General features: G+C 66.1%; 27 protein-coding genes. 9 read left to right on the forward strand and 18 right to left on the reverse strand.

Annotation, left to right across the window (positions count from 1 at the left end):
• Positions 1 to 8: 8 nt before the first annotated feature.
• Positions 9 to 1,688, reverse strand: a complete 1,680-nt coding sequence (gene ccoN, locus SLG_RS19025; RefSeq protein ID WP_014078152.1) for a cytochrome-c oxidase, cbb3-type subunit I — start codon at positions 1,686 to 1,688, stop codon at positions 9 to 11.
• 174 nt (positions 1,689 to 1,862) lie between these two features.
• Between ccoN and SLG_RS19030 the strand changes: the two genes are divergently transcribed.
• Together SLG_RS19030 and SLG_RS19035 are read left to right on the forward strand one after the other, a co-directional pair.
• Positions 1,863 to 3,383: a PAS domain-containing sensor histidine kinase gene (locus SLG_RS19030; RefSeq protein WP_014078153.1), complete on the forward strand. Its 1,521-nt coding sequence runs from the start codon at positions 1,863 to 1,865 to the stop codon at positions 3,381 to 3,383.
• Complete coding sequence (locus tag SLG_RS19035) at positions 3,376 to 3,996, forward strand: response regulator transcription factor (protein WP_014078154.1); 621 nt, start codon at positions 3,376 to 3,378, stop codon at positions 3,994 to 3,996. The genes SLG_RS19030 and SLG_RS19035 overlap by 8 nt, the downstream gene beginning before the upstream one ends.
• Positions 3,997 to 4,239: 243 nt before the next feature.
• Here the strand turns inward: SLG_RS19035 and SLG_RS19040 are convergent, their stop codons facing one another.
• Positions 4,240 to 4,959, reverse strand: a complete 720-nt coding sequence (locus SLG_RS19040) for a PEP-CTERM domain protein (RefSeq protein WP_014078155.1) — start codon at positions 4,957 to 4,959, stop codon at positions 4,240 to 4,242.
• Positions 4,960 to 5,296: 337 nt separating this feature from the next.
• Between SLG_RS19040 and SLG_RS19045 the strand changes: the two genes are divergently transcribed.
• Positions 5,297 to 5,671 (forward strand): response regulator, encoded by a 375-nt coding sequence (locus tag SLG_RS19045; protein WP_148276650.1) that lies wholly within the window; start codon positions 5,297 to 5,299, stop codon positions 5,669 to 5,671.
• Positions 5,672 to 5,726: 55 nt separating this feature from the next.
• On the opposite strand, the gene SLG_RS22415 is transcribed toward SLG_RS19045, so the two are convergent.
• The 3 genes from SLG_RS22415 to tldD form a co-directional block, all read right to left on the reverse strand.
• The gene (locus SLG_RS22415; protein WP_014078157.1) at positions 5,727 to 6,842 is read right to left on the reverse strand and encodes a DUF924 family protein; all 1,116 of its coding nucleotides are present in this window, start codon (positions 6,840 to 6,842) and stop codon (positions 5,727 to 5,729) included.
• 154 nt (positions 6,843 to 6,996) lie between these two features.
• Positions 6,997 to 7,233 (reverse strand): putative signal transducing protein, encoded by a 237-nt coding sequence (locus tag SLG_RS19055; protein WP_014078158.1) that lies wholly within the window; start codon positions 7,231 to 7,233, stop codon positions 6,997 to 6,999.
• Positions 7,234 to 7,243: 10 nt separating this feature from the next.
• The gene (gene tldD, locus SLG_RS19060) at positions 7,244 to 8,686 is read right to left on the reverse strand and encodes a metalloprotease TldD (protein ID WP_014078159.1); all 1,443 of its coding nucleotides are present in this window, start codon (positions 8,684 to 8,686) and stop codon (positions 7,244 to 7,246) included.
• Positions 8,687 to 8,858: 172 nt separating this feature from the next.
• Between tldD and SLG_RS19065 the strand changes: the two genes are divergently transcribed.
• Complete coding sequence (locus SLG_RS19065; RefSeq protein ID WP_014078160.1) at positions 8,859 to 9,476, forward strand: murein L,D-transpeptidase catalytic domain family protein; 618 nt, start codon at positions 8,859 to 8,861, stop codon at positions 9,474 to 9,476.
• Between the two features lie 26 nt (positions 9,477 to 9,502).
• Here the strand turns inward: SLG_RS19065 and SLG_RS19070 are convergent, their stop codons facing one another.
• Positions 9,503 to 10,702, reverse strand: a complete 1,200-nt coding sequence (locus SLG_RS19070; RefSeq protein WP_148276652.1) for a L,D-transpeptidase family protein — start codon at positions 10,700 to 10,702, stop codon at positions 9,503 to 9,505.
• A gap of 141 nt (positions 10,703 to 10,843) precedes the next feature.
• The gene (locus SLG_RS19075; RefSeq protein ID WP_014078162.1) at positions 10,844 to 11,074 is read right to left on the reverse strand and encodes a zinc-finger domain-containing protein; all 231 of its coding nucleotides are present in this window, start codon (positions 11,072 to 11,074) and stop codon (positions 10,844 to 10,846) included.
• Positions 11,075 to 11,218: 144 nt separating this feature from the next.
• Between SLG_RS19075 and SLG_RS19080 the strand changes: the two genes are divergently transcribed.
• Positions 11,219 to 11,878, forward strand: coding sequence for a hypothetical protein (locus tag SLG_RS19080; RefSeq protein ID WP_148276653.1), 660 nt, complete (start codon positions 11,219 to 11,221; stop codon positions 11,876 to 11,878).
• Positions 11,879 to 11,994: 116 nt separating this feature from the next.
• Positions 11,995 to 13,599: an ABC-F family ATP-binding cassette domain-containing protein gene (locus SLG_RS19085; protein WP_014078164.1), complete on the forward strand. Its 1,605-nt coding sequence runs from the start codon at positions 11,995 to 11,997 to the stop codon at positions 13,597 to 13,599.
• Positions 13,600 to 13,685: 86 nt separating this feature from the next.
• Here SLG_RS19085 and rpsI read toward each other — a convergent pair whose 3' ends face one another.
• From rpsI to SLG_RS19105, 4 genes are all read right to left on the reverse strand, one after another.
• Positions 13,686 to 14,204 carry a 30S ribosomal protein S9 gene (gene rpsI / locus SLG_RS19090; protein ID WP_014078165.1) on the reverse strand — a complete coding sequence of 173 codons (519 nt, stop codon included), beginning with the start codon at positions 14,202 to 14,204 and terminating at the stop codon, positions 13,686 to 13,688.
• The gene (gene rplM, locus SLG_RS19095; RefSeq protein ID WP_014078166.1) at positions 14,204 to 14,683 is read right to left on the reverse strand and encodes a 50S ribosomal protein L13; all 480 of its coding nucleotides are present in this window, start codon (positions 14,681 to 14,683) and stop codon (positions 14,204 to 14,206) included. The genes rpsI and rplM overlap by 1 nt, the downstream gene beginning before the upstream one ends.
• A 141-nt stretch (positions 14,684 to 14,824) precedes the next feature.
• A complete protein-coding gene (cutA, locus tag SLG_RS19100) occupies positions 14,825 to 15,148 on the reverse strand; it encodes a divalent-cation tolerance protein CutA (RefSeq protein WP_014078167.1) in 324 nt (107 codons plus the stop codon).
• Positions 15,145 to 16,212, reverse strand: coding sequence for a COX15/CtaA family protein (locus SLG_RS19105; protein ID WP_014078168.1), 1,068 nt, complete (start codon positions 16,210 to 16,212; stop codon positions 15,145 to 15,147). The genes cutA and SLG_RS19105 overlap by 4 nt, the downstream gene beginning before the upstream one ends.
• 173 nt (positions 16,213 to 16,385) lie before the next feature.
• Here SLG_RS19105 and SLG_RS19110 point away from each other — a divergent pair, with 173 nt between their 5' ends.
• From SLG_RS19110 to SLG_RS19115, 3 genes are all read left to right on the forward strand, one after another.
• Entirely contained in the window at positions 16,386 to 16,760 is a 375-nt protein-coding gene (locus SLG_RS19110) for a MerC domain-containing protein (RefSeq protein WP_014078169.1), read from the forward strand.
• A gap of 156 nt (positions 16,761 to 16,916) precedes the next feature.
• Positions 16,917 to 17,081 carry a DUF1674 domain-containing protein gene (locus tag SLG_RS21120; protein ID WP_083853442.1) on the forward strand — a complete coding sequence of 55 codons (165 nt, stop codon included), beginning with the start codon at positions 16,917 to 16,919 and terminating at the stop codon, positions 17,079 to 17,081.
• A 232-nt stretch (positions 17,082 to 17,313) separates the two neighbouring features.
• Positions 17,314 to 17,880, forward strand: a complete 567-nt coding sequence (locus SLG_RS19115) for a hypothetical protein (RefSeq protein ID WP_014078170.1) — start codon at positions 17,314 to 17,316, stop codon at positions 17,878 to 17,880.
• A 118-nt stretch (positions 17,881 to 17,998) separates the two neighbouring features.
• On the opposite strand, the gene SLG_RS19120 is transcribed toward SLG_RS19115, so the two are convergent.
• From SLG_RS19120 to SLG_RS19150, 7 genes are read right to left on the reverse strand one after another with little or no spacing between them, the layout of a single operon-like run.
• A complete protein-coding gene (locus SLG_RS19120; protein WP_014078171.1) occupies positions 17,999 to 18,361 on the reverse strand; it encodes a HesB/IscA family protein in 363 nt (120 codons plus the stop codon).
• Between the two features lie 51 nt (positions 18,362 to 18,412).
• On the reverse strand, positions 18,413 to 18,898 hold the full coding sequence (locus SLG_RS19125; RefSeq protein ID WP_014078172.1) for an SUF system Fe-S cluster assembly protein: 486 nt from the start codon (positions 18,896 to 18,898) through the stop codon (positions 18,413 to 18,415).
• Positions 18,895 to 20,151, reverse strand: coding sequence for a cysteine desulfurase (locus SLG_RS19130; RefSeq protein ID WP_014078173.1), 1,257 nt, complete (start codon positions 20,149 to 20,151; stop codon positions 18,895 to 18,897). Before SLG_RS19130 ends, SLG_RS19125 begins: the two co-directional genes overlap by 4 nt.
• Before the next feature lie 41 nt (positions 20,152 to 20,192).
• Positions 20,193 to 20,945, reverse strand: coding sequence for a SufD family Fe-S cluster assembly protein (locus SLG_RS19135; RefSeq protein WP_014078174.1), 753 nt, complete (start codon positions 20,943 to 20,945; stop codon positions 20,193 to 20,195).
• Entirely contained in the window at positions 20,942 to 21,298 is a 357-nt protein-coding gene (locus SLG_RS19140; RefSeq protein ID WP_014078175.1) for a hypothetical protein, read from the reverse strand. The genes SLG_RS19135 and SLG_RS19140 overlap by 4 nt, the downstream gene beginning before the upstream one ends.
• Entirely contained in the window at positions 21,295 to 22,041 is a 747-nt protein-coding gene (gene sufC / locus SLG_RS19145; protein ID WP_014078176.1) for a Fe-S cluster assembly ATPase SufC, read from the reverse strand. The genes SLG_RS19140 and sufC overlap by 4 nt, the downstream gene beginning before the upstream one ends.
• The gene (locus SLG_RS19150) at positions 22,041 to 22,508 is read right to left on the reverse strand and encodes a hypothetical protein (RefSeq protein WP_014078177.1); all 468 of its coding nucleotides are present in this window, start codon (positions 22,506 to 22,508) and stop codon (positions 22,041 to 22,043) included. Before SLG_RS19150 ends, sufC begins: the two co-directional genes overlap by 1 nt.
• Positions 22,509 to 22,593 lie beyond the last annotated feature (85 nt).

Consider the following 22,593-nt stretch of genomic DNA (forward strand, 5'->3'; position numbering starts at 1 on the left):
TTGCGTCCTTATTCGGCGGGCTGGGCGTGAGGTGCGGAAGCTGGCGGGGCGATGGCCGGGCGATCCTTGGCGGGATCGAAGGCCGCGTCCGTCATCGGGGCTTCCTCGCGGAGATCGCCGCGGATCGTGCGCCACACGTTGATGGCCATCAGGATCGCGCCGGTCAGGTAGAGGACGCCGCCGAAGGCCCGCATCAGATACATGGGCAGCATGGCGGCCACGGTGTCCGAGAAGGCATAGACGAGGTAGCCGTCCGCCCCATATTCCCGCCACATCAGGCCCTGCATGATGCCCGAGACCCACATCGCGGAGGCGTAGAAGACGATGCCCACGGTCGCGAGCCAGAAGTGCCAGTTGACCATGCGCAGCGAATAGAGCCGCTCGCGGCCCCACAGGCGTGGGGTCAGATAATAGATGGCGGCAAAGGTGATCATGCCGTTCCAGCCCAGCGCGCCCGAGTGAACATGGCCGATGGTCCAGTCCGTATAGTGCGACAGGCTGTTGACGCTCTTGATGGAGAGCATCGGCCCCTCGAAGGTGCTCATGCCGTAGAAGGCGAGCGCCATGACCATCATGCGGATGATCGGATCGGTGCGGACCTTGTCCCATGCGCCGTTGAGGGTCATGAGGCCGTTGATCATGCCGCCCCAGCTCGGCATCCACAGCATGACCGAGAAGACCATGCCCAGCGTCTGCGCCCAGTCGGGCAGCGCGGTGTAGTGGAGATGGTGCGGGCCGGCCCAGATGTAGAGGAAGATCAGCGACCAGAAGTGGATGATCGACAGGCGATAGCTGTAGATCGGCCGCTCGGCCTGCTTGGGCACGAAATAATACATCATGGCCAGGAAGCCGGCGGTGAGGAAGAAGCCGACCGCGTTATGGCCGTACCACCATTGCGTCAGGGCATCCTGCACGCCCGCGAAGGCACTGTAGCTCTTGGAACCCAGCAAGCTCACGGGCATCGACAGGTTGTTGACGATGTGGAGCATCGCGATGGTGAGGATGAAGCTCAGATAGAACCAGTTCGCCACATAGATGTGCGGTTCGCTGCGCTTGATGATCGTGCCGACGAAGACGGCGAGATAAGCGACCCAGACGATGGTGAGCCACAGGTCCACATACCATTCGGGTTCGGCATATTCGCGCGCCTCGGTGATGCCGAGGAGATAGCCGGTCGCCGCCAGCACGATGAAGAGCTGGTAGCCCCAGAAGACGAAGCGGGCGAGGCCGGGAAAGGCGAGCCGCGCGCGGCAGGTGCGCTGCACCACATAGAAGCTCGTCGCGATCAGCGCGTTGCCGCCGAAGGCGAAGATGACCGCCGAGGTGTGCAGCGGCCGCAGGCGCCCGAAGCTCGTATATTCAAGCCCCAGGTTCAGCGCCGGAAAGGCGAGCTGGAGCGCGATATAGAGTCCCGCGAGGAACCCGGCGAGCCCCCAGAAGACCGTCGCGATGACGCCCCAGCGAATGGGGTCGTCATCGTAGCGGCTCTCGTCGGGCACGCGCAGGATACCCCGCGCGATCGCCGTATAATCGGCGCCGCTGATCGTGGCCCAGCACGCAATGAGCGCAGCGGCGCACACAATGGTCATGTGCACCGCGAAGCCGCCGTCCGCGGCCAGCGCCGCGGCCAGCATGGCGAACAGGGCGATGAAGAGGAATATCCCCGCGCGTATCGTCAATCCGGTCATGTGCAGTTCCCCAGTCGGCCCCTCCGGGCCTGATTCGAGGAGGCACGAATAAGCCCCCGGCCGCACGCCATCCTTGACCTCGGTCAAGACGCCCGGCAGTGAGGGGCTGTCGTGCCGGCCCGGGTGGGGGGTCCCGGTCGCGAGAACGCTGCGATCGCAGATTGGGCTGCCGGAATGAAGACGCAGGACACCACCTATTTCGCCGAGGAGCTCAATCTCCTCATCGATGCCGCGCAGGGTCTCGCCATCTACATGCTCGATCCGGCCGGGCGAGTGACGATCTGGAATCGCGGTGCCGAGCGGCTCAAGGGCTGGACCGAGGCGGAGATCATCGGCCAGCATGCCTCGATCTTCTATCCTCCCGATGCCCTTGCGGAAGGCCGGCCGGAAAGCGACCTCCTGCGCGCCCGGACGGAAGGGCGGCTGGAAATGGAAGACTGGCGGCTGCGCAAGGACGGCTCGGAATTTCTGGCGGCTATCTCGATCACGGCCTTGCACGAACCTGACGGCAGCCTGCGCGGTTTTGCCGAAATCGTGTCCGACGTGACCCAGCGGCGCGGCGCGGAGGACCTGCTGCGCTCGCAGGAAAGCCATTTGCGCTCCATTCTCTCCACCGTGCCGGACGCGATGGTGGTGATCGACGAGGAAGGGACCGTCCGGTCGTTCAGCACCGCCGCCGAAGCGCTGTTCGGCTATAGCGAGGCCGAGGTGCGCGGGCGCAATGTGAACATGCTGATGCCCTCCCCCGACCGCGAGCGGCATGACGGCTATCTCAAGCGCTATCTGGAGACCGGCGAGAAAAGGATCATCGGCATCGGCCGCGTGGTGTTCGCGCGACGGAAGGACGGCACCACCTTTCCGGTGGAGCTGGCGGTGGGCGAGGCCATGGGAAGCCGCGAGCGGCTGTTCACCGGCTTCATCCGCGATCTTACCGAGCGCCGCCGTACGCAGGAGCAACTCGAGACGTTGCAGTCCGAGCTCATCCACGTCGCGCGCGTCAGTGCCATGGGCACCATGGCATCGACTCTGGCGCACGAGCTCAACCAGCCGATCACGGCCATCGCCAATTATGTCGAGGCCGTGCGCCAGCAGTTCGGCCGCAACGATCCCGACGACCGCGCGCTGATCGACGAAGTGCTGGAGGAGACGGCGAAGGAAGCCCTGCGGGCCGGCCATATCGTCCGCCGCCTGCGGGACTTCATTGCGCGCGGCGAGGTCGAGAAGACCATCGAGAAACTGCCCGCCCTCATCAACGAAGCCTCCGTGCTGGGCCTCATGGGCACGCGCGAGATGAGCATCGAGCCGGTGTTCGACCTCGATCCCTATGCATCGCCCGTGCTGGTGGACAAGGTGCAGATCCAGCAGGTGCTCATCAACCTCATCCGCAACGCCTGCGAAGCGATGCGCGAGAGCGAAGAACGCCAGCTTATCGTTACCAGCCGCGCCGACGAGCAGCCCGGTTTCGTCCGCGTGATCGTGGCGGACAGCGGCCCCGGCGTGGCGCCGGACGTGGCACGGCAGCTGTTCCGGGCGTTCGTGAGCACCAAGGAAGACGGCATGGGACTGGGGCTTTCCATCAGCCGGACGATCGTGGAGGCCAATGGCGGCCGCATCTGGATGCAACCGCGCGAGGGCGGCGGCACCGAATTTCACTTCACGCTGATGCGTGCCGACGACGAGGAGGACCATGGCTGATCGCAAGCTCATCCATATAGTCGACGATGAAGAGTCCATCCGGAAGTCCACCGGCTTCCTGCTGCGGACCTCCGGCTATTCCGTGGAAACCTGGGCCTCCGGCACCGCTTTCATCAAGGAAGTGCGGCAAGCGGAACATGGCTGCGTGCTGCTCGACATCCGCATGCCGGGGATGGATGGGCTGGAGGTGCAGCAGGCCCTCGCCGACATGGGCGTGACCATGCCTGTGGTCATCATGACCGGCCATGGCGATATCCCGATCGCCGTCCGCGCCATGAAGGCCGGCGCCGTCGACCTGCTTGAAAAGCCCTTCGAGAAATCAGCGCTGCTTCGCGCCATCGAGGAAGGGTTCGCACGCATGGCGGCGGCGGACAGCGCCAGCAGCAGCGCGCGCGATGCCGAGGTGCGGCTCGCCGCCCTCACACCCCGGGAACAGGACGTCCTGACCGGCCTTGCGAAGGGACTGCCCAACAAGACGATCGCCTACGACCTCGGCATTTCGCCGCGCACGGTCGAAGTGCATCGCGCCAACCTCATGGTGAAGCTCGAGGTACGCAGTCTCTCGGACGCCTTGCGCATCGCCTTCGCCGCCGGCCTTGGCCTCGACGGCTAGCGGCGCACAAGACCGGACGACGAGGAATGGGCGGGGAGGCAATGAGCCGCCCGCCTCGAAACGGAACGGCGCCACGCGTCGCGGAGAGTAGTGATTTCCCTGCGCCTCCTCCCCTCACCTCGTGGTACAGACTGTGGAGGCCGACATCGGCCGGGCGGGATGCCACACTCGAAACCCTTAAGGAGGGGTCGGCGGTCGCAATGAAGGCGATCAGGTGGGCGCTCGCTCAGCACAAACTGCTGCTTAAACTAGCCGCACCGCCCGTGGCTGCGCTTGTCGCCGCAGACCTCCCCCAAGCAGACCGAAGCCGACAAGCATCAGCATCCAGGTGGAGGTTTCGGGAACAGCACTTACCTTCACCAGTGAAGCTTGAATGTTCGTCAGAACATAAGAGCCCTGCAAATAGGTAGTCGAGTTGATGAAGCCGAATGATCCCCACTGACCGTCGAACAGATCCAGAGGGGGCAGTTCATCGATCAGATCATTGTCACGAGCTGTCCCGGTAAAATCAAACTTCCCGAGAGAAAACGCAAGATTGATCGGGCCGAAGCCTAGGTCAACAGGAATGGAATCGCCGGTCACTCCATGAGTGCCTGAGATGCTGAAGCTGTCTACGTGCGGAAGAGAGGGCGACACATAGTGGTCGTTCCAAATCTGGATAGTGCTGTAGTCACTGAACAGATTCTCTGTGCTGAACGAGAACGCACCAGCCTGATAATGAGCGCTAACGAGATAGCCACCGTAGATGTTCACCGAAGGGTCTGCATCAAAGGTTGGTGACACAGAATAGCGATCAGTATCGAACTTGGCGATCATTGAGAAGGAATCGCCCACACCGATTGCCGAAGGTATATCCACCGGCTCGAAATGGCGATCCACACTCGAATAGGAACTGATCGTGCCGGAAAATGTCAGCTTATAGATGTCAGCCGAGGCGGGCTTAGCGACGAGCAGTCCAACCAACAGAAGTCCTGACCCAATCCGCATCTCATCCCCCCACGGCGTGTTGCAGAATCCTAACCGTAGGATAATTGGCGGTCAACCAAGCGGGATCGACCGCTAATGCTTATAAATGCTTCCGACGTCCTAAAACACGCCATGTGAGATCATCATGGACAGATGGATCGAGTAAACCGGGCCGGGCCAGAAGCAACATGTCCGCGCTGCCCGGCCGGCACTGTTGACGCGCTAAGGAGCATTACGTAGCGACTGGCGGCATCCGGCCTGCCATGGAACGGGAAATGATAATTCTCGGGACATGATAATGGAGTCCGCTCCGGTCTCCGCCGCAAGACATCAGATGCTGCTTCTCGAAGACGATCCCGGCGTTCGCCGGTCGATGCAACTCGTCTTCCAGGGGCAGGGCTATGATGTACGTGCCTTTGCGAGTGGCGAGGCGCTGCTCGGCGACGCGAGGGCCGTGCAGGCCGCTTGCCTGATTGCGGACTATGCCCTTGCCGGCAAGGACGGCATCTCCGTGCTTTCCAGTCTGCGCAGCGCCGGCTGGCAAGGCCCTGCCCTGCTGGTGAGCGCCTTCGCCACGCCGGACCTCGAGCGTCGCGCGCGACAGGCCGGCTTCGCCGAAATATTCGAAAAGCCCGTGAAGCTGCACCTGCTGATGGATGCGCTCGAACGGGCGAGAGCCGGTCAGCAGGCCCCGGACACGCTCTGCTAGCGGACTCGCGCCGGCTCGAACGGCGCCGTCCCTGCCTGGCTCGGCCTTTCTCCCGCTACCAGCGGCTTCCCGCGGCCACCGCTTCCTCTTCCTGCGGCAGCGTCGGGCGCCCCAGAGCGGCATTGCGGTGAGGGAAGCGGCCAAAGCGCGCGATGATGTCCCGATGCGCCTTGGCGAACTCCAGATTGAGTTCGAAGCCGGGCCGGCTGAACAATTCGACCGACAGGTCCTGATCGGCCAGATCCTCGCTGTGCATGAACGGCATGTAGAAGAAGGGCCGGGCTGCCTCCACGAAGGCATCGTCGAAGCCGCGCTGCAGGGCCGCACGCGCGATCTCGCGCGCCAGCGGGTCGGTCGCGAAGGCACGCGCCTCGCCGCGGAACATGTTGCGCGGGAACTGGTCGAAGAGCACCAGCGCGGCGAGCGCCGTGTCCGCATCGGCGAGGAAGTCTGCCGCCGGCCTGTCCCGCTGGGCTTCCCAGAGCGCGCGGAAGAGATGCAGGCAGCGGGCATCCTCTTCCTCGGTCGCATTGAACCAGCCGTCCGGGCCGATCTCGTTCAGCCAGTAATTGAGGACCGCCGCGACCCAGCCGGGATCGACCGGGGTCTTGTCGGTCGGGCGCTCGGGGAACCGGTCCTGCACGCGCAGCGGCAACCCATCGATGCTGCGCGTGCGGGTGGAAATGCGTTCGAGCCGCTCCGGCGTCTCATTCTGCTCGTGATAGCGGGCAAGCGTGGTGCGCTCCTTCTCGAAGCGCATGAACGGCACGCCCCAGCCGCAACTCTCCTGCACGCTCTCGACGGAAATGAGGAAGATCTGCCGGGTGCCCGGCAGGATCGCGAACCTCCGCGAGACCATGTCCCACTCGTCGTCCTGCGGCAGGATGGCGCGTCCGCGGCCATAGAGTCGCAGGATGAGCGGCGGCTGGTCGAAGGCGCAGAACATGACGGTGATGCGCCCGTCCGCCGCAAGATGCGCCTGCGTCTCGTTGCCCGATCCGCCCACGTCGAGATAGCCGACGAGGTTCGGCCCCAGCACGCGAAAGCTGTCCATCCCCTTGGGGCTGAGATTGATCCGCGCATCCGCCGCCGCAGTCGCCACGAAGAAGACCGGCTGCTTCTCGATGAAAGCGCGCTGTTCGTCGGTGATGGCGGTGAAGAAGTCGGACATAAGCTCTCGGTCTTTGCATCTGAGGCTGCGCACCCTGGCGCGCATGGGGCACACGCGCCGTTCGCGCGCATCGCGTCAGATTCTATCGCGTCCGGCCGGCGCTAGCCAGTCAATCTCACGGACTGCAGAGCCTCTGGCGGCAATCATGCGTCCGTCACGTCGCCCCATCCTGGTCGCTCCCGGGCCCCTCATCCTCGGCCAGCAGAGCCCGGGCGTCCTCCAGATCCTCCGCCAGCACCATCAGCCGCGCCTGGACGGCAAGCGGCGCGTCTTCGGCAATGTTCATGCCGGTGTCGAAGCAGAAAGCCGGGATGCCCGCCGCTTCCAGCCGGCCGCGCACGATCTGGGCAAGCATCGGATCGGCGTAGCGCTGCAGTTCGACAAGGCTCACCGCCGGCGCCTCACGCTGCCGTGCCGCCCACCGTCAGCCCTTCGAGCAGCAGGGTCGGCTGGCCCACGCCGGCCGGCACGCCCTGCCCGTTCTTGCCGCACATGCCGATGCCTTCGTCGAGTGCCAGATCGTTGCCGATGCCGATGACGCGATTGAGCGCGGTCGGGCCATCGCCGATCAGCGTCGCGCCCTTGATGGGATCACCGAGCTTGCCGTTCTCGACCTTGTAGGCCTCCGTGCAGGAGAAGACGAACTTGCCCGAGACGATGTCCACCTGCCCGCCACCGAAGCTCTTGGCGAAGATGCCGCTCTTCACACGCGAGAGCAGCTCTTCGGGATCGTCGTTTCCGGCCCGGGCGAAAGTGTTGGTCATGCGGGGCATGGGTGCATGGGCATAGCTTTCGCGCCGGCCATTGCCGGTGGGCGCGACGCCCATCAGCCGCGCATTGAGCCTGTCCTGCATGTAGCCGCGCAGGATGCCGTCCTCGATGAGCACGGTTTCCTGTGTCGGCGTTCCCTCGTCATCGATGCTGAGCGAGCCGCGGCGGGCCTGGATGGAACCATCGTCCACCACCGTCACGCCGGGCGCGGCGACGCGCTGGCCGATCCGCCCCGAGAAGGCCGACGTGCCCTTGCGATTGAAATCGCCCTCGAGGCCATGACCCACCGCTTCATGCAGCATGACGCCCGGCCAGCCGGGCCCGAGCAGCACGGTCATCTCGCCCACCGGCGCATTCACCGAGCGCAGGTTGACCTGCGCCTGGGCCAGCGCCTCGTCGATCGCGCGTTGCCAGGTCGCGTCCTCGAACAGGTCGTCATAGAGATAGCGCCCGCCAAGGCCGAAATAGCCTGTCTCGCGCCGGCCATTTTCTTCCATGATGATCGAGACGTTGAGCCGCACCAGCGGGCGCACGTCGGTCGCCATGAAGCCGTCCGCCCGGACGATCTCGACGACGGACCAGCTCCCGGCCAGCGCGGCGGAAACCTGCACCACGCGCGGATCGCGCGCGCGCGCCGCCGCGTCGATCTTCGCCATGAGGTCCACCTTCTTCGCGAAAGGCACGAGGTCGAGCGGATTGGCATCCGTGTAGAGATGGCGGTTGGTCCGCTGGGGCGGCGGCGCCATGCCCTGGCGCGCGGGGTCGAGCAGCTTCAGCGTCTCGGCCGCGCGACGAATGGCGGGCTCACTGATGTCGTTGGCATGGGCAAAGCCGGTCATCTCGCCGGTCACGCCGCGCAGGCCGAAGCCCGCGTCCGTGGAATAATCCGCCGTCTTCAGCCGCCCATCGTCGAAGCCGAAGCTCTCGCTGGCCATATATTGGAGGTAGAGCTCGCCATCCTCGCAGCCCTTGAGTGCCTCGGCGGTGAGGCGGCGGGCGCCTTCCGGGTCCAGCGCGCCGTCGCGATAGAGGAAGGCGCGCACATCGGTGATCTGGGAAGCAGAGTCTGTCATGCGCCCGATATAGGCGTGCGAACCATGATGGCCAATGACAAAGCCGGCAAAAGGAACCGGGGAGAGGCCGCATCTTGGAGAATGGCTCCGCATCCCTTATGTTGCAGGCGGGGGAATTGTTCGTGCTGCCACAGTCGCAACGTCCGAAGGGACATGGATCAAGACCGCTCCCATGAGCTCATATTCTCGTTTTCACAGACGTCATTTCCTGAAATTCGCCGGCGGGGCTGCCGCCTCGTCCCTGCTGATGCCTTCCGCGGCGCTGGCCGCCGGGGCCGGTGACGGCTGGACGAAGCTGCTCGAACGCGCCCGGCAGGCCCTCGATCAACATGAGGACGTCATCAGGCATCGGGACCGCCTCGTCCTGGTCGATTTCTCGCTGCCCTCGGCAACCCCGCGCATGATGCTGGTCGACCTGACACGGGGGCGCAGGCAACTGCTACGGGTGTCGCACGGGCGGGGATCGGATCCCGCGCATAGCGGCTGGCTGCGCAGCTTCAGCAATGTCTCCGGGTCGAACGCCAGTTCCCGGGGCGCCTACATTACGGCGGCGACTTATCAGGGCAAGCACGGGCGATCGCAGCGCCTCGTGGGGCTGGAAGAGAGCAACAACAATGCCGAGGCGCGCGCGATCGTGATCCACGGCGCCTGGTACAGCAATGATGACGTCGCGGCGCGCCTGGGCAAGCTCGGCCGCAGCGAAGGCTGCTTCGCCGTCAGCGAGGCGCAGATCGACCCGCTGCTCGACTGGCTGGGACCGGAACGGTTGCTCTACGCTGACCGGGTATAGAGCAGACCGGGAATCGCGGCGCTGCTTCAGCCCGCCGCGCAAGTGCGATCGGAGAGCTGGCGCACTGCCGCCAGGCCGGCCACGCCGAGATCGCGGCTGATGCCGGCATCGAGACCATAGATGTCGTCGAAGCTGTGCAGGCGCCCGTCGGCGTCGGCACGCGCGGTCATGTAGATGACAAAGACAGCCACCGGCCGGGGCAGCTTCGCGGTGATTGTCTCACGCGCCGCCACGGCTTCCTCGATGCGGCCCGGCGTCCACTCGGTGCCGGCCAGCATTCTGGCGGCGAGGTCGAATGGCCGGTCGGTGCGCACGCAGCCATGGCTGAACATGCGCGTCTCCTGCCCGAACAATGTCTTGCTCGGCGTGTCGTGCAGGAAGATGGATAGCGGATTGGGCATGTCGATCTTCATCTGACCGAGCGAATTGGTAGGGCCGGGCTGCTGGACGACATGGAGGTTCGCCCCGCTCCCCGTCCAGGTGTAGCCCCGCGCGCGCGCTGTGTCGGGCCGGTTGCGCACCAGAGCGCCGACGCTTTCCCGGATGATCGATTGGGGCACGGTCCAGGTCGGATTGAAGATGATGCCCGTCGCGGTGGTGGCGAACTGCGGCGTCGGCGTCGCGCGCTTGCCGACGATGACGCGATGCTCCGCCACGGACTTTCCCCCGTCCATGAGGCGAACGACATATTCCGGCACGTTGACGAGGAGATAGCGCTCGCCTAGATCGCGCGGCAGCCAGCGCCAGCGCTCGAGATTGGCGCGGACGCGGGCACGGTCGGACCGCGCGTCAGCCGGCAGGCTCGCCAAGGCCGCGCGCAGCATGCGATAATCGGCATTGGCCGGGGCCAGCCGGTCCAGCGTGCCCGGCACGTCGCCCGTGGCCAGCGCACGGTCGAGCAGTTCCAGCACCGCATCCGGCGTCAGATTGGCGGTTCGGAAATAAGAGAGGCGCCGCTGCGCGGCCGGCACGCGGCCATTGGCGAGATCGCGGGCCAGCAGCGCGAAGCTGCGTGTCGCGGCGGTATCGAGGGCCGTCTGATCGCGTGCGGCGAGCGCGGTCCGCAATCGATCCAGCTCATAGTCGGCCGGGTCGAGGCCATGCGTGCCGATCTTCTCGCCATAATCCAGCAGCCGGGCGGCTGCCTGCACGGTCCAGGGCGTGGCGGCATGGGCCGGCGGCGCAACGCACAGAAGGAAGGAAAGGGCGAGGATGAGGATGCGCACGGAGAATCTCCAGTCGTCGGGCAGCGGTTGCGCGCTGCCCTGCAGCAAGACGGACAGCGCGCGCGATCCCCGTTTCAGGCCGGAAGCGCCGCGTCCGCCATGACATGCATCAATTGGCCGCGTTTACACGGCCCGCGCTTCTCAGAGACTGGCGCCCGAGGAAATGTCCGGCTTGTTCACGATGTCCGGCGTATCGGCCGGCCCGCCCTCGAGCACGAAGCGGCGATCACAATAGCCGCAATCGACATAGCCATGCTCGTCGATTTCCAGAAAGACGCGCGGATGCCCAAGTGCGGCCGGAATGCCATCGCCCGATCCATCGCAGGCGACTCGGCGGGAATGGATGCGGATGATCTCGGGCGGGGCGTGCATGCCCTTGCGGTTAGCATCGGCATGCGCACGGGGCAATATGGACCGAACCAAAATGGCGCCCCCCCGGTTCGATGCCCTTGATCGAGCACAAGGCGCAGAGCCCGCATGCCGTGCCATCTGGCGGCAAGGCCGGGAGTGGAACAGATGAACGAGACGTCTCTTTCGGGCGCAGCAACGCGAATCGCCATGATCTCGGCCATCGCCTGCGCGGCGCTGGCCATCGCTTATGCCGTGGGCCAGATTCTTGAATGGACCGGCGCGCTGGGCTCGGCGGGAGGGCCGAACAGCAGCAGCACGCCGCTTGGCCTCGCCCTGCTGCTCACGCCGTCGCTGCTGCTCGGCTCGGCCTTCCTCATCCTCGCGGCAGCCCTCCACGAGCTGGCGCCGCCCGGTCGGCGGGTCTGGAGCCGGATGGCGCTGGCCTTCGCTACCGTTTACGCGACGCTCATCAGCCTCGTCTATTTCGTCCAGCTCACCTGGGTCGCGCCGCGAATAGCGGCCGGCGATCTCGCGGGGATCGAACCCTTCCTGTTCGTGCCTTATCGCAGCTTCCTCTTCGCGGTCGATCTGCTGGGCTACAGCATGATGAGTCTCGCCACGCTGTTCGGTGCCTTCGCACTGCCGGGCGGTCGCGCCAATGGCCCAGCCAGAAACGCGATGATCGCGAACGGCCTTCTGCTCCCTGCCCTCGCGCTCCAGATGTTCTGGCCCGGGCTGATCTGGGTCGGCGCGCTCTGGGGCTTCACCTTTCCCGCTGCGATGATCCTGATCGCGCGCCTGCTGCGCAGGTCTTCCCCCACCTGATCCTTTGATTCGCGGCGTTCCTGCGCCTATATGGTCACTTCACCCCGCTCAGGAGCGCATCATCATGGACAAGGCACTGGACCGTCATTCGTTCGTCCTCTTGCCGCAGGTGCTCCATGTCCGCTTCCGCTTTTCTCACCCTCGATCGCATTGCCGCCGCCCGGCCTGACGGAACGCGGCTCTTCCAGGATCTGACGCTCGCCATAGGGCGCGAGCGAGTCGGCCTTGTCGGTCGCAACGGCGCCGGCAAGTCGACGCTGCTCGCCATCATCGCGGGGGAAGCGCAGCCGCAGGCGGGGAGCCTGCATCGCGCCGGTCGCATCGGCATGCTTGCGCAGACGCTTCCGGGGCAAGGCAGCGTGGCGCAGGCGCTGGGCATCGCGCCGGCACTGGCGCGGCTGGACCGGCTCGAGGCCGGCCAGGGTTCGCCGGAAGACGCCGCGGAAGCCGACTGGACGCTGCGCGAGCGCCTCGACGGTGCGCTGGCGGACGCCGGTCTTGCCGGACTCCCGCCTCACCGAGACGTCGCCTCGCTGAGCGGAGGCGAGCGCACGCGCCTCGCACTGGCCGCCATGCTCCTCCCCGGCCCCGATCTGCTGTTGCTCGATGAGCCAACGAACAATCTCGACGAGGAAGGGCGGCAGGCCGTCGCGACATTGCTTGCCCGCTGGCCGGGCGGCGCGCTGGTGGCGAGCCATGACCGTGGCCTGCTCGAAGGGATGGACCGCATCGTGCAACTCGCCCCCTCCGGCATCGTCACGGTGACCGGGGGCTGGAGCGATTTCATTGCCGTGCGCAACGCCCTGAAGGAACAGGCGGACAGCGATCTGACGCGCGCCCGCCAGACGCTGGACCAGCAGGCGCGCGCGGCGCAGCAGCAGGCCGAGCGGCAAGCCCGCCGTGACAAGGCCGGCCGGGCGGTGAAGGCCCGTGGCGACTTGCCCCGCATCCTGCTCGGCAAGCGGGCCGATCAGGCCGAGCAAAGCGGCGGACGCGGGCGGCGCGCTGCGCAGGCGCGGATCGACGAGGCCCGGCGTGCTGTGGAGAGCGCCCGGCAGCATGTCGACGTGCTGACGCCTTTGCAGATCGACCTGCCATCCAGCGGCTTGCCGGGCAACCGGACGCTGTTGCGCATGGAGGACGTGGTCCTTTCGCGCGGGGGGCGGCGCCTGTTCGGCCCGCTGTCCCTCACCATCACCGGCCCGTGCCGCATCGCCGTGGAAGGGCGCAACGGCAGCGGCAAGAGCAGCCTGCTGGCGCTGATCACCGGTGCGCTACAACCGGATTCGGGGTGTATCCACCGCGTCGCCCCTGCCATGGCGATGCTCGATCAGCATGCCGCGCTCCTGGCGCCGCAGCTCGACCTTCTCGACAATCTGCGCGCGCATCACCCCGGCCTCACCGTGGGGGAAGCCCATGCCGTGCTGGCCCGGTTCGCCTTCCGCAATCGCGATGCGCGAAAGCCGGCGGGCGTGCTGAGCGGCGGCGAGCGGCTCCGCGCCGCGCTTGCCATCGTCATGGCCGGCCCGACGCCCCCGCAGCTCCTCATTCTGGACGAGCCGACCAATCATCTCGACGTCGAGAGCATCGAGATCCTCGAGGATGCGCTGCGGCGCTGGGACGGCGCACTCATGCTTGTCAGCCACGATGCGGCCTTTCTCGACCGGATCGGCATCGACGAGCGGGTGCGCCTCGGCGGAATGGAGACGCAGGGGGGCTGAAGCGGACCGCCCCAAAAAGAAAAGGGCCGCCCCGAAAGGCGGCCCCATCCCTTGCTTGACGGGATATGGAAACCCCGGCGTGCCGGTCAGCGCTTCGAGAACTGGAAGCTGCGGCGTGCCTTGGCACGGCCGTACTTCTTGCGCTCCACGGTGCGGCTGTCGCGGGTCAGGAAGCCCTCGGCCTTCACGGCGGACCGCAGGGTCGGCTCGTACTTGGTGAGCGCCTGCGCGATGCCATGCTTCACCGCGCCGGCCTGGCCGGAGAGGCCGCCGCCCTTGACCGTGCAGATCACGTCATACTGACCCGTGCGGTCCGTGACCGTGAAAGGCTGGTTGATGACGAGACGCAGCGTCGGACGCGCGAAATAGGTTTCCTGATCGCGGCCGTTGACCGTGATCTTGCCGGTGCCGGGCTTCACCCACACGCGGGCCACGGCGTCCTTGCGGCGACCGGTGGCATAAGCGCGGCCATACTGGTCCAGCTCCTGCTGGCGCAGCGGCGCGTTCGACACCTTCACGGGTGCCACCACTTCCGCGGCCGGCGCGTCGGCGTTGCCCTGGGTGAGGTCCTGCAGATCGGACAGCGAGTTGACGGTATCAGACATCAGGCACCAACCTTGTTCTTGCGGTTCATCGCCGCAACATCGAGCACTTCGGGGTTCTGGGCTTCATGCGGATGTTCGCTGCCCGCGAAGACGCGCAGGTTGCGCATCTGCTGGCGGCCGAGCGGACCGCGCGGGATCATGCGCTCCACGGCTTTCTCCAGAACGCGCTCGGGGAAGCGACCCTCGAGCACTTTCTGCGGCGAGGTTTCCTTGATGCCGCCGGCATAGCCGGTGTGCTTGTAATAGCGCTTGTCGGTCAGCTTGTTGCCGGTGAACCGCACCTTGTCCGCATTGATGACGATGACATTGTCACCGCAATCGACATGCGGGGTGAAGCTCGGCTTGTGCTTGCCGCGCAGGTGATTGGCGATGATCGTGGCAACGCGGCCGACGACGAGACCGTCCGCGTCGATCAGCAGCCACTTCTTCTCGACGGTCGCCGGCGTGGCCGACTTCGTCGTCTTCATGAGCGCCTTCATGGCCTCTTGCCTCCAGATGGATGAACCGGAAAAACAGCAAGGCGGCACCACGCAGGGCACCGCCAACGGCAGAGCTAATGGCCGCGAGGGCTGAAGAAGTCAAGCAAAACCGCCGTCCTGCTGACGGGTATCATGATACCGTCAAACTTCCGGGCTGGTTTCGCGCGTCACCCAGTCGGCATAAGCGGGGGTGGTGACGGCCGGCCAGCTCAGGATCGCGGGCAAGTCATAATCGTGCAGATCCCCCAGCGCTGCCATGAGCGCCTCGAGGCGCCCGGGCGCAGTCTTGAAGAGCACCGGGATCTCGTCCGCCTCTGCGACTTTCCCCTCCCAGGGATAGATGGACGTGCAGGGTGCCAGCAGATTGGCGCACGCGGCCAGCCGCTGCCCGATCATTGCGCGGGCGGCCGACTGTGCCGACTCGCGGTCGCCGAACAGGGCATAGACCAGAGCGATCTCGCTCATGCCGCGCGCGGCGTGCCCAGCCGATGCGCGCCCATGACCGCCACGCCCAGCAGCAGCGCGCCGACAAGCTGGTGCGCCACCGCCAGCACCATCGCGACGCCCGTGACCACGGTGGCGATGCCGAGCATGATCTGCGCCAATGTGATGGCGAGCAGCGCATAGGCCAGGCCTTTCGAGCCAGTGCGATGCAGCCAGCCCGCCATCCAGATAATGGCGCCGGCCGCGACCCAGGCCCACCAGCGATGCAGGAAATGGACGAGGAAGGGATCGCTCGTGATCGTCATCCAGAAGGAGCCCCACCATGTGATGCCCTCGGGCACCAGATGATCGTTCATCAGCGGCCAGGTGTTGGCGACATAGCCCGCGCGCAGCCCGGCGGTGAGCGCGCCCAGCAGGATCTGGAGAAACAGCAGCAATGCCGGGATGGCGCCCGCCAGCTTCAGCTGCGCGCTGCCGCCATGCGGCGTGCGGGCCAGCCGGGCGAAATCGCAGGCGGTCCACACCACGGCCGCGAGCAGGATGAGCGCCATGCCGAGATGGGCCGCCAGCATGGCAGGCTCGACATTGACCCGGTCGGTCAGGCCGCTGCGCACCATGAACCAGCCGACAGCGCCCTGCGCGCCGCCGAGCAGGAGCAGCACAACGAGCCGCGGGCCATAGCCGCGCGGCACCGCCCTGCGCACGGCGAACCAGACCAGCGGCACCGCATAAGCGAGGCCGATCAGGCGGCCGAGCAGCCGGTGAAAATATTCCCAGAAGTAAATCTGCTTGAAAGCGGCGAGCGTCATGCCCTGATTCATCAGCGCATATTGCGAGCTTTGCTTGTAGGCCGCGAACTCGGCCTGCCAGTCCGCCTCGGTCAGCGGGGGAATGGCGCCGGTCACCGGTTTCCACTCGGTGATCGAAAGGCCTGACTCGGTCAGGCGGGTCACGCCCCCGACGGCGACCATGAAGAGGATCAGCCCCGCGATCACGAACAGCCAGCGCGCGAGCAGCGCGGGACGCGCCGGCCCGCCCGGGGCGATGCTGGCGCGGGAGGGGGTCATCTGTGCGAACTCAGCCATGGCGGTTTTCCCATGCGCCGATGCGCGCGGGGAAGCAAGCCGGAGCCCGCCCCTTCCGCCACGCTCAGCCAGGGATCGCTTCCCACCGGCTCGCGGGACAACGGGCGCGCCCCACAAGTATACGAAATGTTATGTTGTATCTTAGCCTTGGCGGGAGTAGGGACCATTCTTCCATGACGAGCTTCGCAGCCTCTCGCTTCCCCCGTCTCGACGGCTGGGCCATTGGCCTTTCCGGCCTTTGCGCGATTCATTGCATTGCGACCGCGGTGGCCTTTGGCCTTCTCTCGTCCGTCGCCGGCCTGCTTGAGGCCCCGATCATCCATGAAGCCGGCCTGGCCATGGCCATGGTGCTCGGCGCCATCGCGCTCGGCAAAGGCGCTCGCGAACATGGCATGCTGCTGCCCGTGGCAGTCGGCGCGCTCGGCCTCGGCGTGATGGCAGGTGCGCTCAGCCTGCCCCATGGCTTTGCGGGCGAGATCGTCTATACGCTGGTGGGCGTGCTGCTCCTCGCCTTCGGCCACGAACTGAACCGCCGCGCCTTCTGGTGACGGAGTAGGCCGGGCGCGACTCGGGCGGGCGTGCGGACACGCTGCTGGCTCTTCGTCAGATATGGCGTCATAAAAAGCTTCAGCGCTCTTTTCTCAAGAACAAGTCACCCGATATCGGCCGTTTCGACGCACAGCGCTCAAGCGAGGGAAATCATCATGGGACGACGCCCCGATCACGTGAAGCCACCGGCCTATCTCTCCAAGAGTCCGCCCTGTCCCCAGCCGGCCGAATCAGAGTCGCAGCCGCGTCCCGATGAAGAACGGCCCGAGCCAACCCGTTATGGCGACTGGGAGATCAAGGGAATCGCTGTGGATTTCTGATCCACAGAGCGCGTCTCATCCGGTTTTTTGCACCTATCTTGCGGAATGTCCCTTTTTGGATCAGTTTTCGCATGCATTACCGTCACGATTGCGTCATATACTGTCGTCACTGCCCCGTCAGAGGGCAGAGAACGAGAATCGGGACGCTGGTCTTAGGACTTGATGCGGGTTTGAACGGCTTGGTGTTCCCACCATTGAGCCATCATGCCCTCATGTTTTCCGGACTGTTCAAGTGACCGATTCAAATCGAACTTCTGCTTCGACTGGCTTTCCCACACCGGTCGACGACGGAACGCCGGTCGGTCATCCCACGCCGGCCGGCGGACCGGCATCTTCCGATCAGCTCGAATTCTTCCCCGATGCCTCCCCCTGCCCGGCGCCGAGCGCTGCGGGGGCCGCGGTCACCGGAGCGATCGGCGATTTCGTGCTGGCCTGGGGGCGCCTCGAGCAAACCACCGCCGCCAAGCTCACGGAGATGCGCCAGTCCTTCGGCGATGTCCGCGCGATAGGCGGGCGCATCCGTCCGAACATGCAGAAGCTGCTGGCCGAATTGCGCGCCCTGGTCGCCATGCGCGACCGGCTCGACACGCAGGCGCTCGATCTCATCACGGACATCGATGGCAGCCTGCAGCGCGCCGCCCAGTTCCGGCTGATCGCCATTGATGGTGCCCAGGATGCGGAGGAAGACCGGCTGATCTGCCGGGACATCAAGAACGGCGCGGTGGAGATTCCCTGCGAGGAGATCGCGCGCGAGACCCGCCAGCTCGAACGCATTCGCGAGCAGATCGCCGCACTTTGAATGTGTCGGGGGTGGAAGAGGCCAGCCTCACGGGCAAGTCGCGGCCGGAACGTCAGGACCACGCTCCTGCCGACAGCCTGCCATTCCGGCGCGAGTGACGCGCCTTTCCCAAAACCGCTCAGACCGTGAAGCTCTCGCCGCAGCCGCAGCTTCCCTTCGCGTTCGGATTGTTGAACACGAAGCCGGCGGTGAAATCGCCCTCCACCCAGTCCATGGTCGAGCCGATCAGGTAGAGCACCGAGGCGGCATCGATGAAGAAGACCCCGCCCGGCGTCTCGATGCGCTCGTCGAACTGGCCGGCCTGCGCCACATAATCGACCGAATAAGCGAGGCCCGAGCAGCCCCGGCGCGGGGTCGAGAGCTTGACGCCGATCGCGCCTTCCGGTGCTTTCGCCATGAGATCGGCAACGCGCTGCTGCGCGGCAGGCGTCAGCATGACGGCGGCCGGGCGCGCGCGGGTGGTGGTCGTGGTTGCGTTCATCGTCTCGTCACTCCGTCGGCGGCCCTGCCCTGCGGCACGAGCCCGCCCTGCTCACAGCATGCCCAGTTCCAGCTTCGCCTCGTCGCTCATCTTCTGCGGGTCCCATGGCGGGTCCCACACCAGATTGACGTCCACCGTGCCCACACCGGGCACCGAGCCGACGCGCAGCTCGACTTCGCCCGGCATGGATTCGGCCACCGGGCAATGCGGCGTCGTCAGCGTCATGGTAACCGCGACATGGCTGCCCTCGCTGACCTCCACGCCATAGATAAGGCCCAGATCGTAGATATTCACGGGTATCTCGGGATCGTAGATTTCCTTGAGCGCCTCGATCACGGCGTCATATGTCGCGCCGCCTGGTTCGCTCGCCGGAGTCTCCACCGGTTTCTGCTGGAGGAAGCCCTCGAGATAGTCCCGCTGACGGGCGCCGCCCGCTGCCGGTTCCTGCGCGCCGCCGTCCGCGTCGCTCACCCGGGCCCGCGGCGGCGTCTCGCCCGCGTCCACTTCCTCGATCCTGATCCTGCTTTCCTCATTCATCCGAATATCGCCCTTACGCGGTCGAGGCCTTTGAGCAGCGCCTCGATGTCGCTTTCGTCGCTGTAGAGTCCGAAACTGGCGCGCGCTGTCGCCTCGACGCCCAGATGCGCCATGAGCGGCTGCGCGCAATGATGGCCCGCGCGAATGGCCACGCCGCTCTCGTCCAATATGGTGCCGATGTCGTGCGGATGAACCCCTTCCATCACGAAGGAGACGATCCCCGCCGCGTCATCCGGCCCGAGCAGGCGGATCGCGTTGATCTCACGCAGTGCCGCGCGCGTGCGCGCCACCAGCGCATCCTCATGCGCGGCAATGACGTCGAGCCCAATCGCCTCGACATAATCGATCGCGGCCGCCAGCCCGATCGTCTCGATGATCGCGGGCGTGCCTGCCTCGAACCGCGCCGGGGGCGGCGCGTAGGTCGTGCCGGCGAACGTCACCTTGTCGATCATCGCACCGCCGCCATGATAAGGCGGCATGGCGGCCAGGATTTCGCCACGCGCCCAGAGCACGCCGATGCCGGTCGGGCCATAAAGCTTGTGGCCGGAGAAGAGATAGAAATCGCAGCCCAGCGCCTGCACGTCGATGGCCAGACGCGGCGCGGCCTGGCAGCCATCGATCAGCAGCAGCGCGCCGGCGCCATGAGCGAGGTCTGCCGCGCGGCGTACGTCCAGCACGCTGCCCAGCACATTGGACACATGGGCCAGCGCGACGATCCTGTGCTCGGCCCGGATCATCGCTGCCATGGCGTCGAGATCGATCCGGCCATCCTGGGTGAGCGGCACGACATCGATCTGCGCGCCGGTCCGCTCGGCAATGAGCTGCCAGGGCACGATGTTGCTGTGATGCTCCAGCGTCGAAAGCAGGATGCGATCGCCCGCCTTGAGATTGGCGCCGCCCCAGCTCTGCGCGACGAGGTTGATCCCCTCGGTCGCGCCGCGCACGAAGACGATCTCGTTCTCCGAAGGCGCGTTGATGAACTGCGCCACGCGGCGGCGCGCCGCCTCGAACGCGAGCGTCATGTCGGCCGAGCGCGCATAGACACCGCGATGCACCGTCGCATAGTCCGTGCCCATCGCGCGCACGGTCGCGTCGATCACGGCCTGCGGCTTCTGCGCCGTCGCGGCCGTGTCCAGATAATGCCAGGGAGCCCCGTCCGCGGTGACGAGGCCAGGGAAATCGGTCCGCAGGGCGGCGCCGGCTCTCGTCTGGAGAGTCGCGCCGGAGAAACCGCGCCCCGGTGCCCCAGCCATTTGCTGGACATTTCCGGACAGGAGATTCGCGCTCGCGCCGCTCATGTCAGCGCCTCCAGCCGAGCCCGCGCCACGGCCGCGAAGCGCGCCTGCTCGGCCTCGTCCGCGATGTCGTCGAACAAACCCGCGATGAACGCTTCCAACAGCAGTGCTTTCGCTCCCGCTGGATCGAGCCCGCGCGACGCCATGTAGAACAGCGCGGCCTCATCGAGCTGGCCGATGCTCGCGCCATGCGCGCATTTCACATCGTCGGCGAAGATCTCGAGTTCCGGCCGGGCATGGGCGCTGGCGCCACGATCCAGCAGCATCGCCTTGAAGCTTTGCGCCGCATCCGTCTTCTGCGCGTCACGCGCGACGCGGATCTGCCCGAGATAATTGGTCGTCGCCCGGCCGGCCGCGATGGCGCGCACGGTCTGCGCGCTGGTCGCCTCCGGCTCGGCATGGTTGAGCGTCGTCACCAGCTCGATGGTCTGCGTGCCGCCGCCGATGAGCGCGGCCTTGAGTTCGAAATGGGCATGGCGGGCGAGCGTCACGTCGAATGTGACGCGGCCCAGCGCGCCGCCGCTGTTCAGCAAGTGCACGGCCAGCGTGCCGCCCGCGCCGATCTCGACGACATGATCGCGGATCACGCTCTCGCCATCGGCGGCGTCCTGCAGCAGCGCGAGCGTGCGCGTTTCGCCCGCGCCGACGACGATCCGCTCCGGCGCGGCGCCCGGCCAGGCCCGCGCGGCCGCATCGATGTCGCTGTAGCGCCAGGCTTCGTCGCGGCGGGTGGGGAGGGACAGGGCGGTCATGCGATGCCTTTCCGCTTCTGCTTGCGAACGGCGGCCTGATAGCGCTTCAGCAGCTTGGGCCGTTCCGCCGCCACGCAGTCGGCCAACGCGGCCTGATTGGTCGCGCCCTTGCGCACGCATGTTCTCGTCACCTTGCACACCGCCGCATCGACGTCCGGAAAGCCGGTCGTATCGCTCAGCACGCAATGATCGCGTCCCTTCGCATCCCGCGTGATAGCGACCGTGATGCTGTTGAGCCTGCGCCCCAGCACGAGGATGTCCTCCCCGGTCTGCGGCTCGGCGGTAGCGGCCGGCTGGGCCGTTGCCGCCCAGGGCAGGGCCAGGCTGACAAGGAAGACGAGTGCCCGGCTCACGCTGCGATCACCTCCGCATAGCCTTCCTTCTCCAGGGCCAGCGCCAGTTCCGGCCCGCCGGATTTCACGATCCGGCCGGCAGCGAGGACATGCACGAAGTCCGGCTTCACATAATCGAGCAGCCGCTGATAATGGGTGATGAGCAGCACGGCCTTGCCCGGTGCGCGCATGATCGCGTTGATGCCCGCGCCGACGGTCTTGAGGGCATCGATGTCGAGGCCGCTGTCCGTCTCGTCGAGGATCGCGAGCTTCGGATCGAGAATGCCCATCTGCACCATTTCCGCGCGCTTCTTCTCGCCGCCGGAAAAGCCGACATTCACGGGCCGCTTGAGCATCTCCATGTCCATGCCCAGCAGCGCTGCCTTCTCGCGCGCCAGCCGCAGGAAGTCGGCGGCGGAGAGCGGTGCCTCGCCCCGTGCCGTGCGCTGGCTGTTCAGCGCCTCGCGCAGGAACTGGACATTGGAAACGCCGGGAATTTCGACCGGATACTGAAAGCCGAGGAACATCCCCGCAGCGGCGCGCTCATGCGGCGCCATCTCCAGCAGGTCCGCGCCCTCGAAATGCACTGCGCCTTGCGTCGCCTCATAGCCGGGGCGGCCGCCGAGCGTGTAGGCGAGCGTGGACTTGCCAGCCCCGTTGGGACCCATGATGGCATGGATCTCCCCGGCATTGATGGCGAGCGACAGGCCCTTGAGGATCGGCTTGCCGTCGATTTCGGTGTGGAGATCGTCGATCCGGAGCATCAGGCCGCCCCTTCCTTCTCATGCGCGCGGATGAGCGTGCGCGCGGTCCAGAAGGCCATGTCGCGCACGTCGCCGGGGGCGGGGAACAGCGTGTCGATATGTCGCTTGATCGGCATATAGGGCCACCAGTCGGCGTCCGGCTCCGGCGCGCCCTTCTCCAGCAGGCTCACGACAAATTCGCTCACCGGCCCCATCCGGGCGAGGTTGGGCGCCTTCGCCTTATGAAAGGCCTTGTCCGTGCGAAGCCGCTCGGTGAAAGCCGCGTCACCCTTGGCCAGCGCGTCCCGGCACTCGGCCTGATAGGCATCGAGATCGCCGAAGTCCTTGACGGCGCGCGGCTGAAGCTCGCCCTCCTCCAGCTCATAATCCTCGGTCAGGATGCGGATCGCGGCCGTCCATGACTGGCCATTGCCGACATCCTCCGCGAAATCGGCGAGGGCATCCTGGATATCGTCTTCGTCGCTCAATTTTCAGTCCTTCAAACGTCTTTGCCCGGGTACGCCTTCGCTGGCGTGAGACCCTCTTCTCGATTGAAACATCCTGCGTCACCCC

Source organism: Sphingobium sp. SYK-6 (genome assembly GCF_000283515.1).
Classification (GTDB): domain Bacteria; phylum Pseudomonadota; class Alphaproteobacteria; order Sphingomonadales; family Sphingomonadaceae; genus Sphingobium; species Sphingobium lignivorans.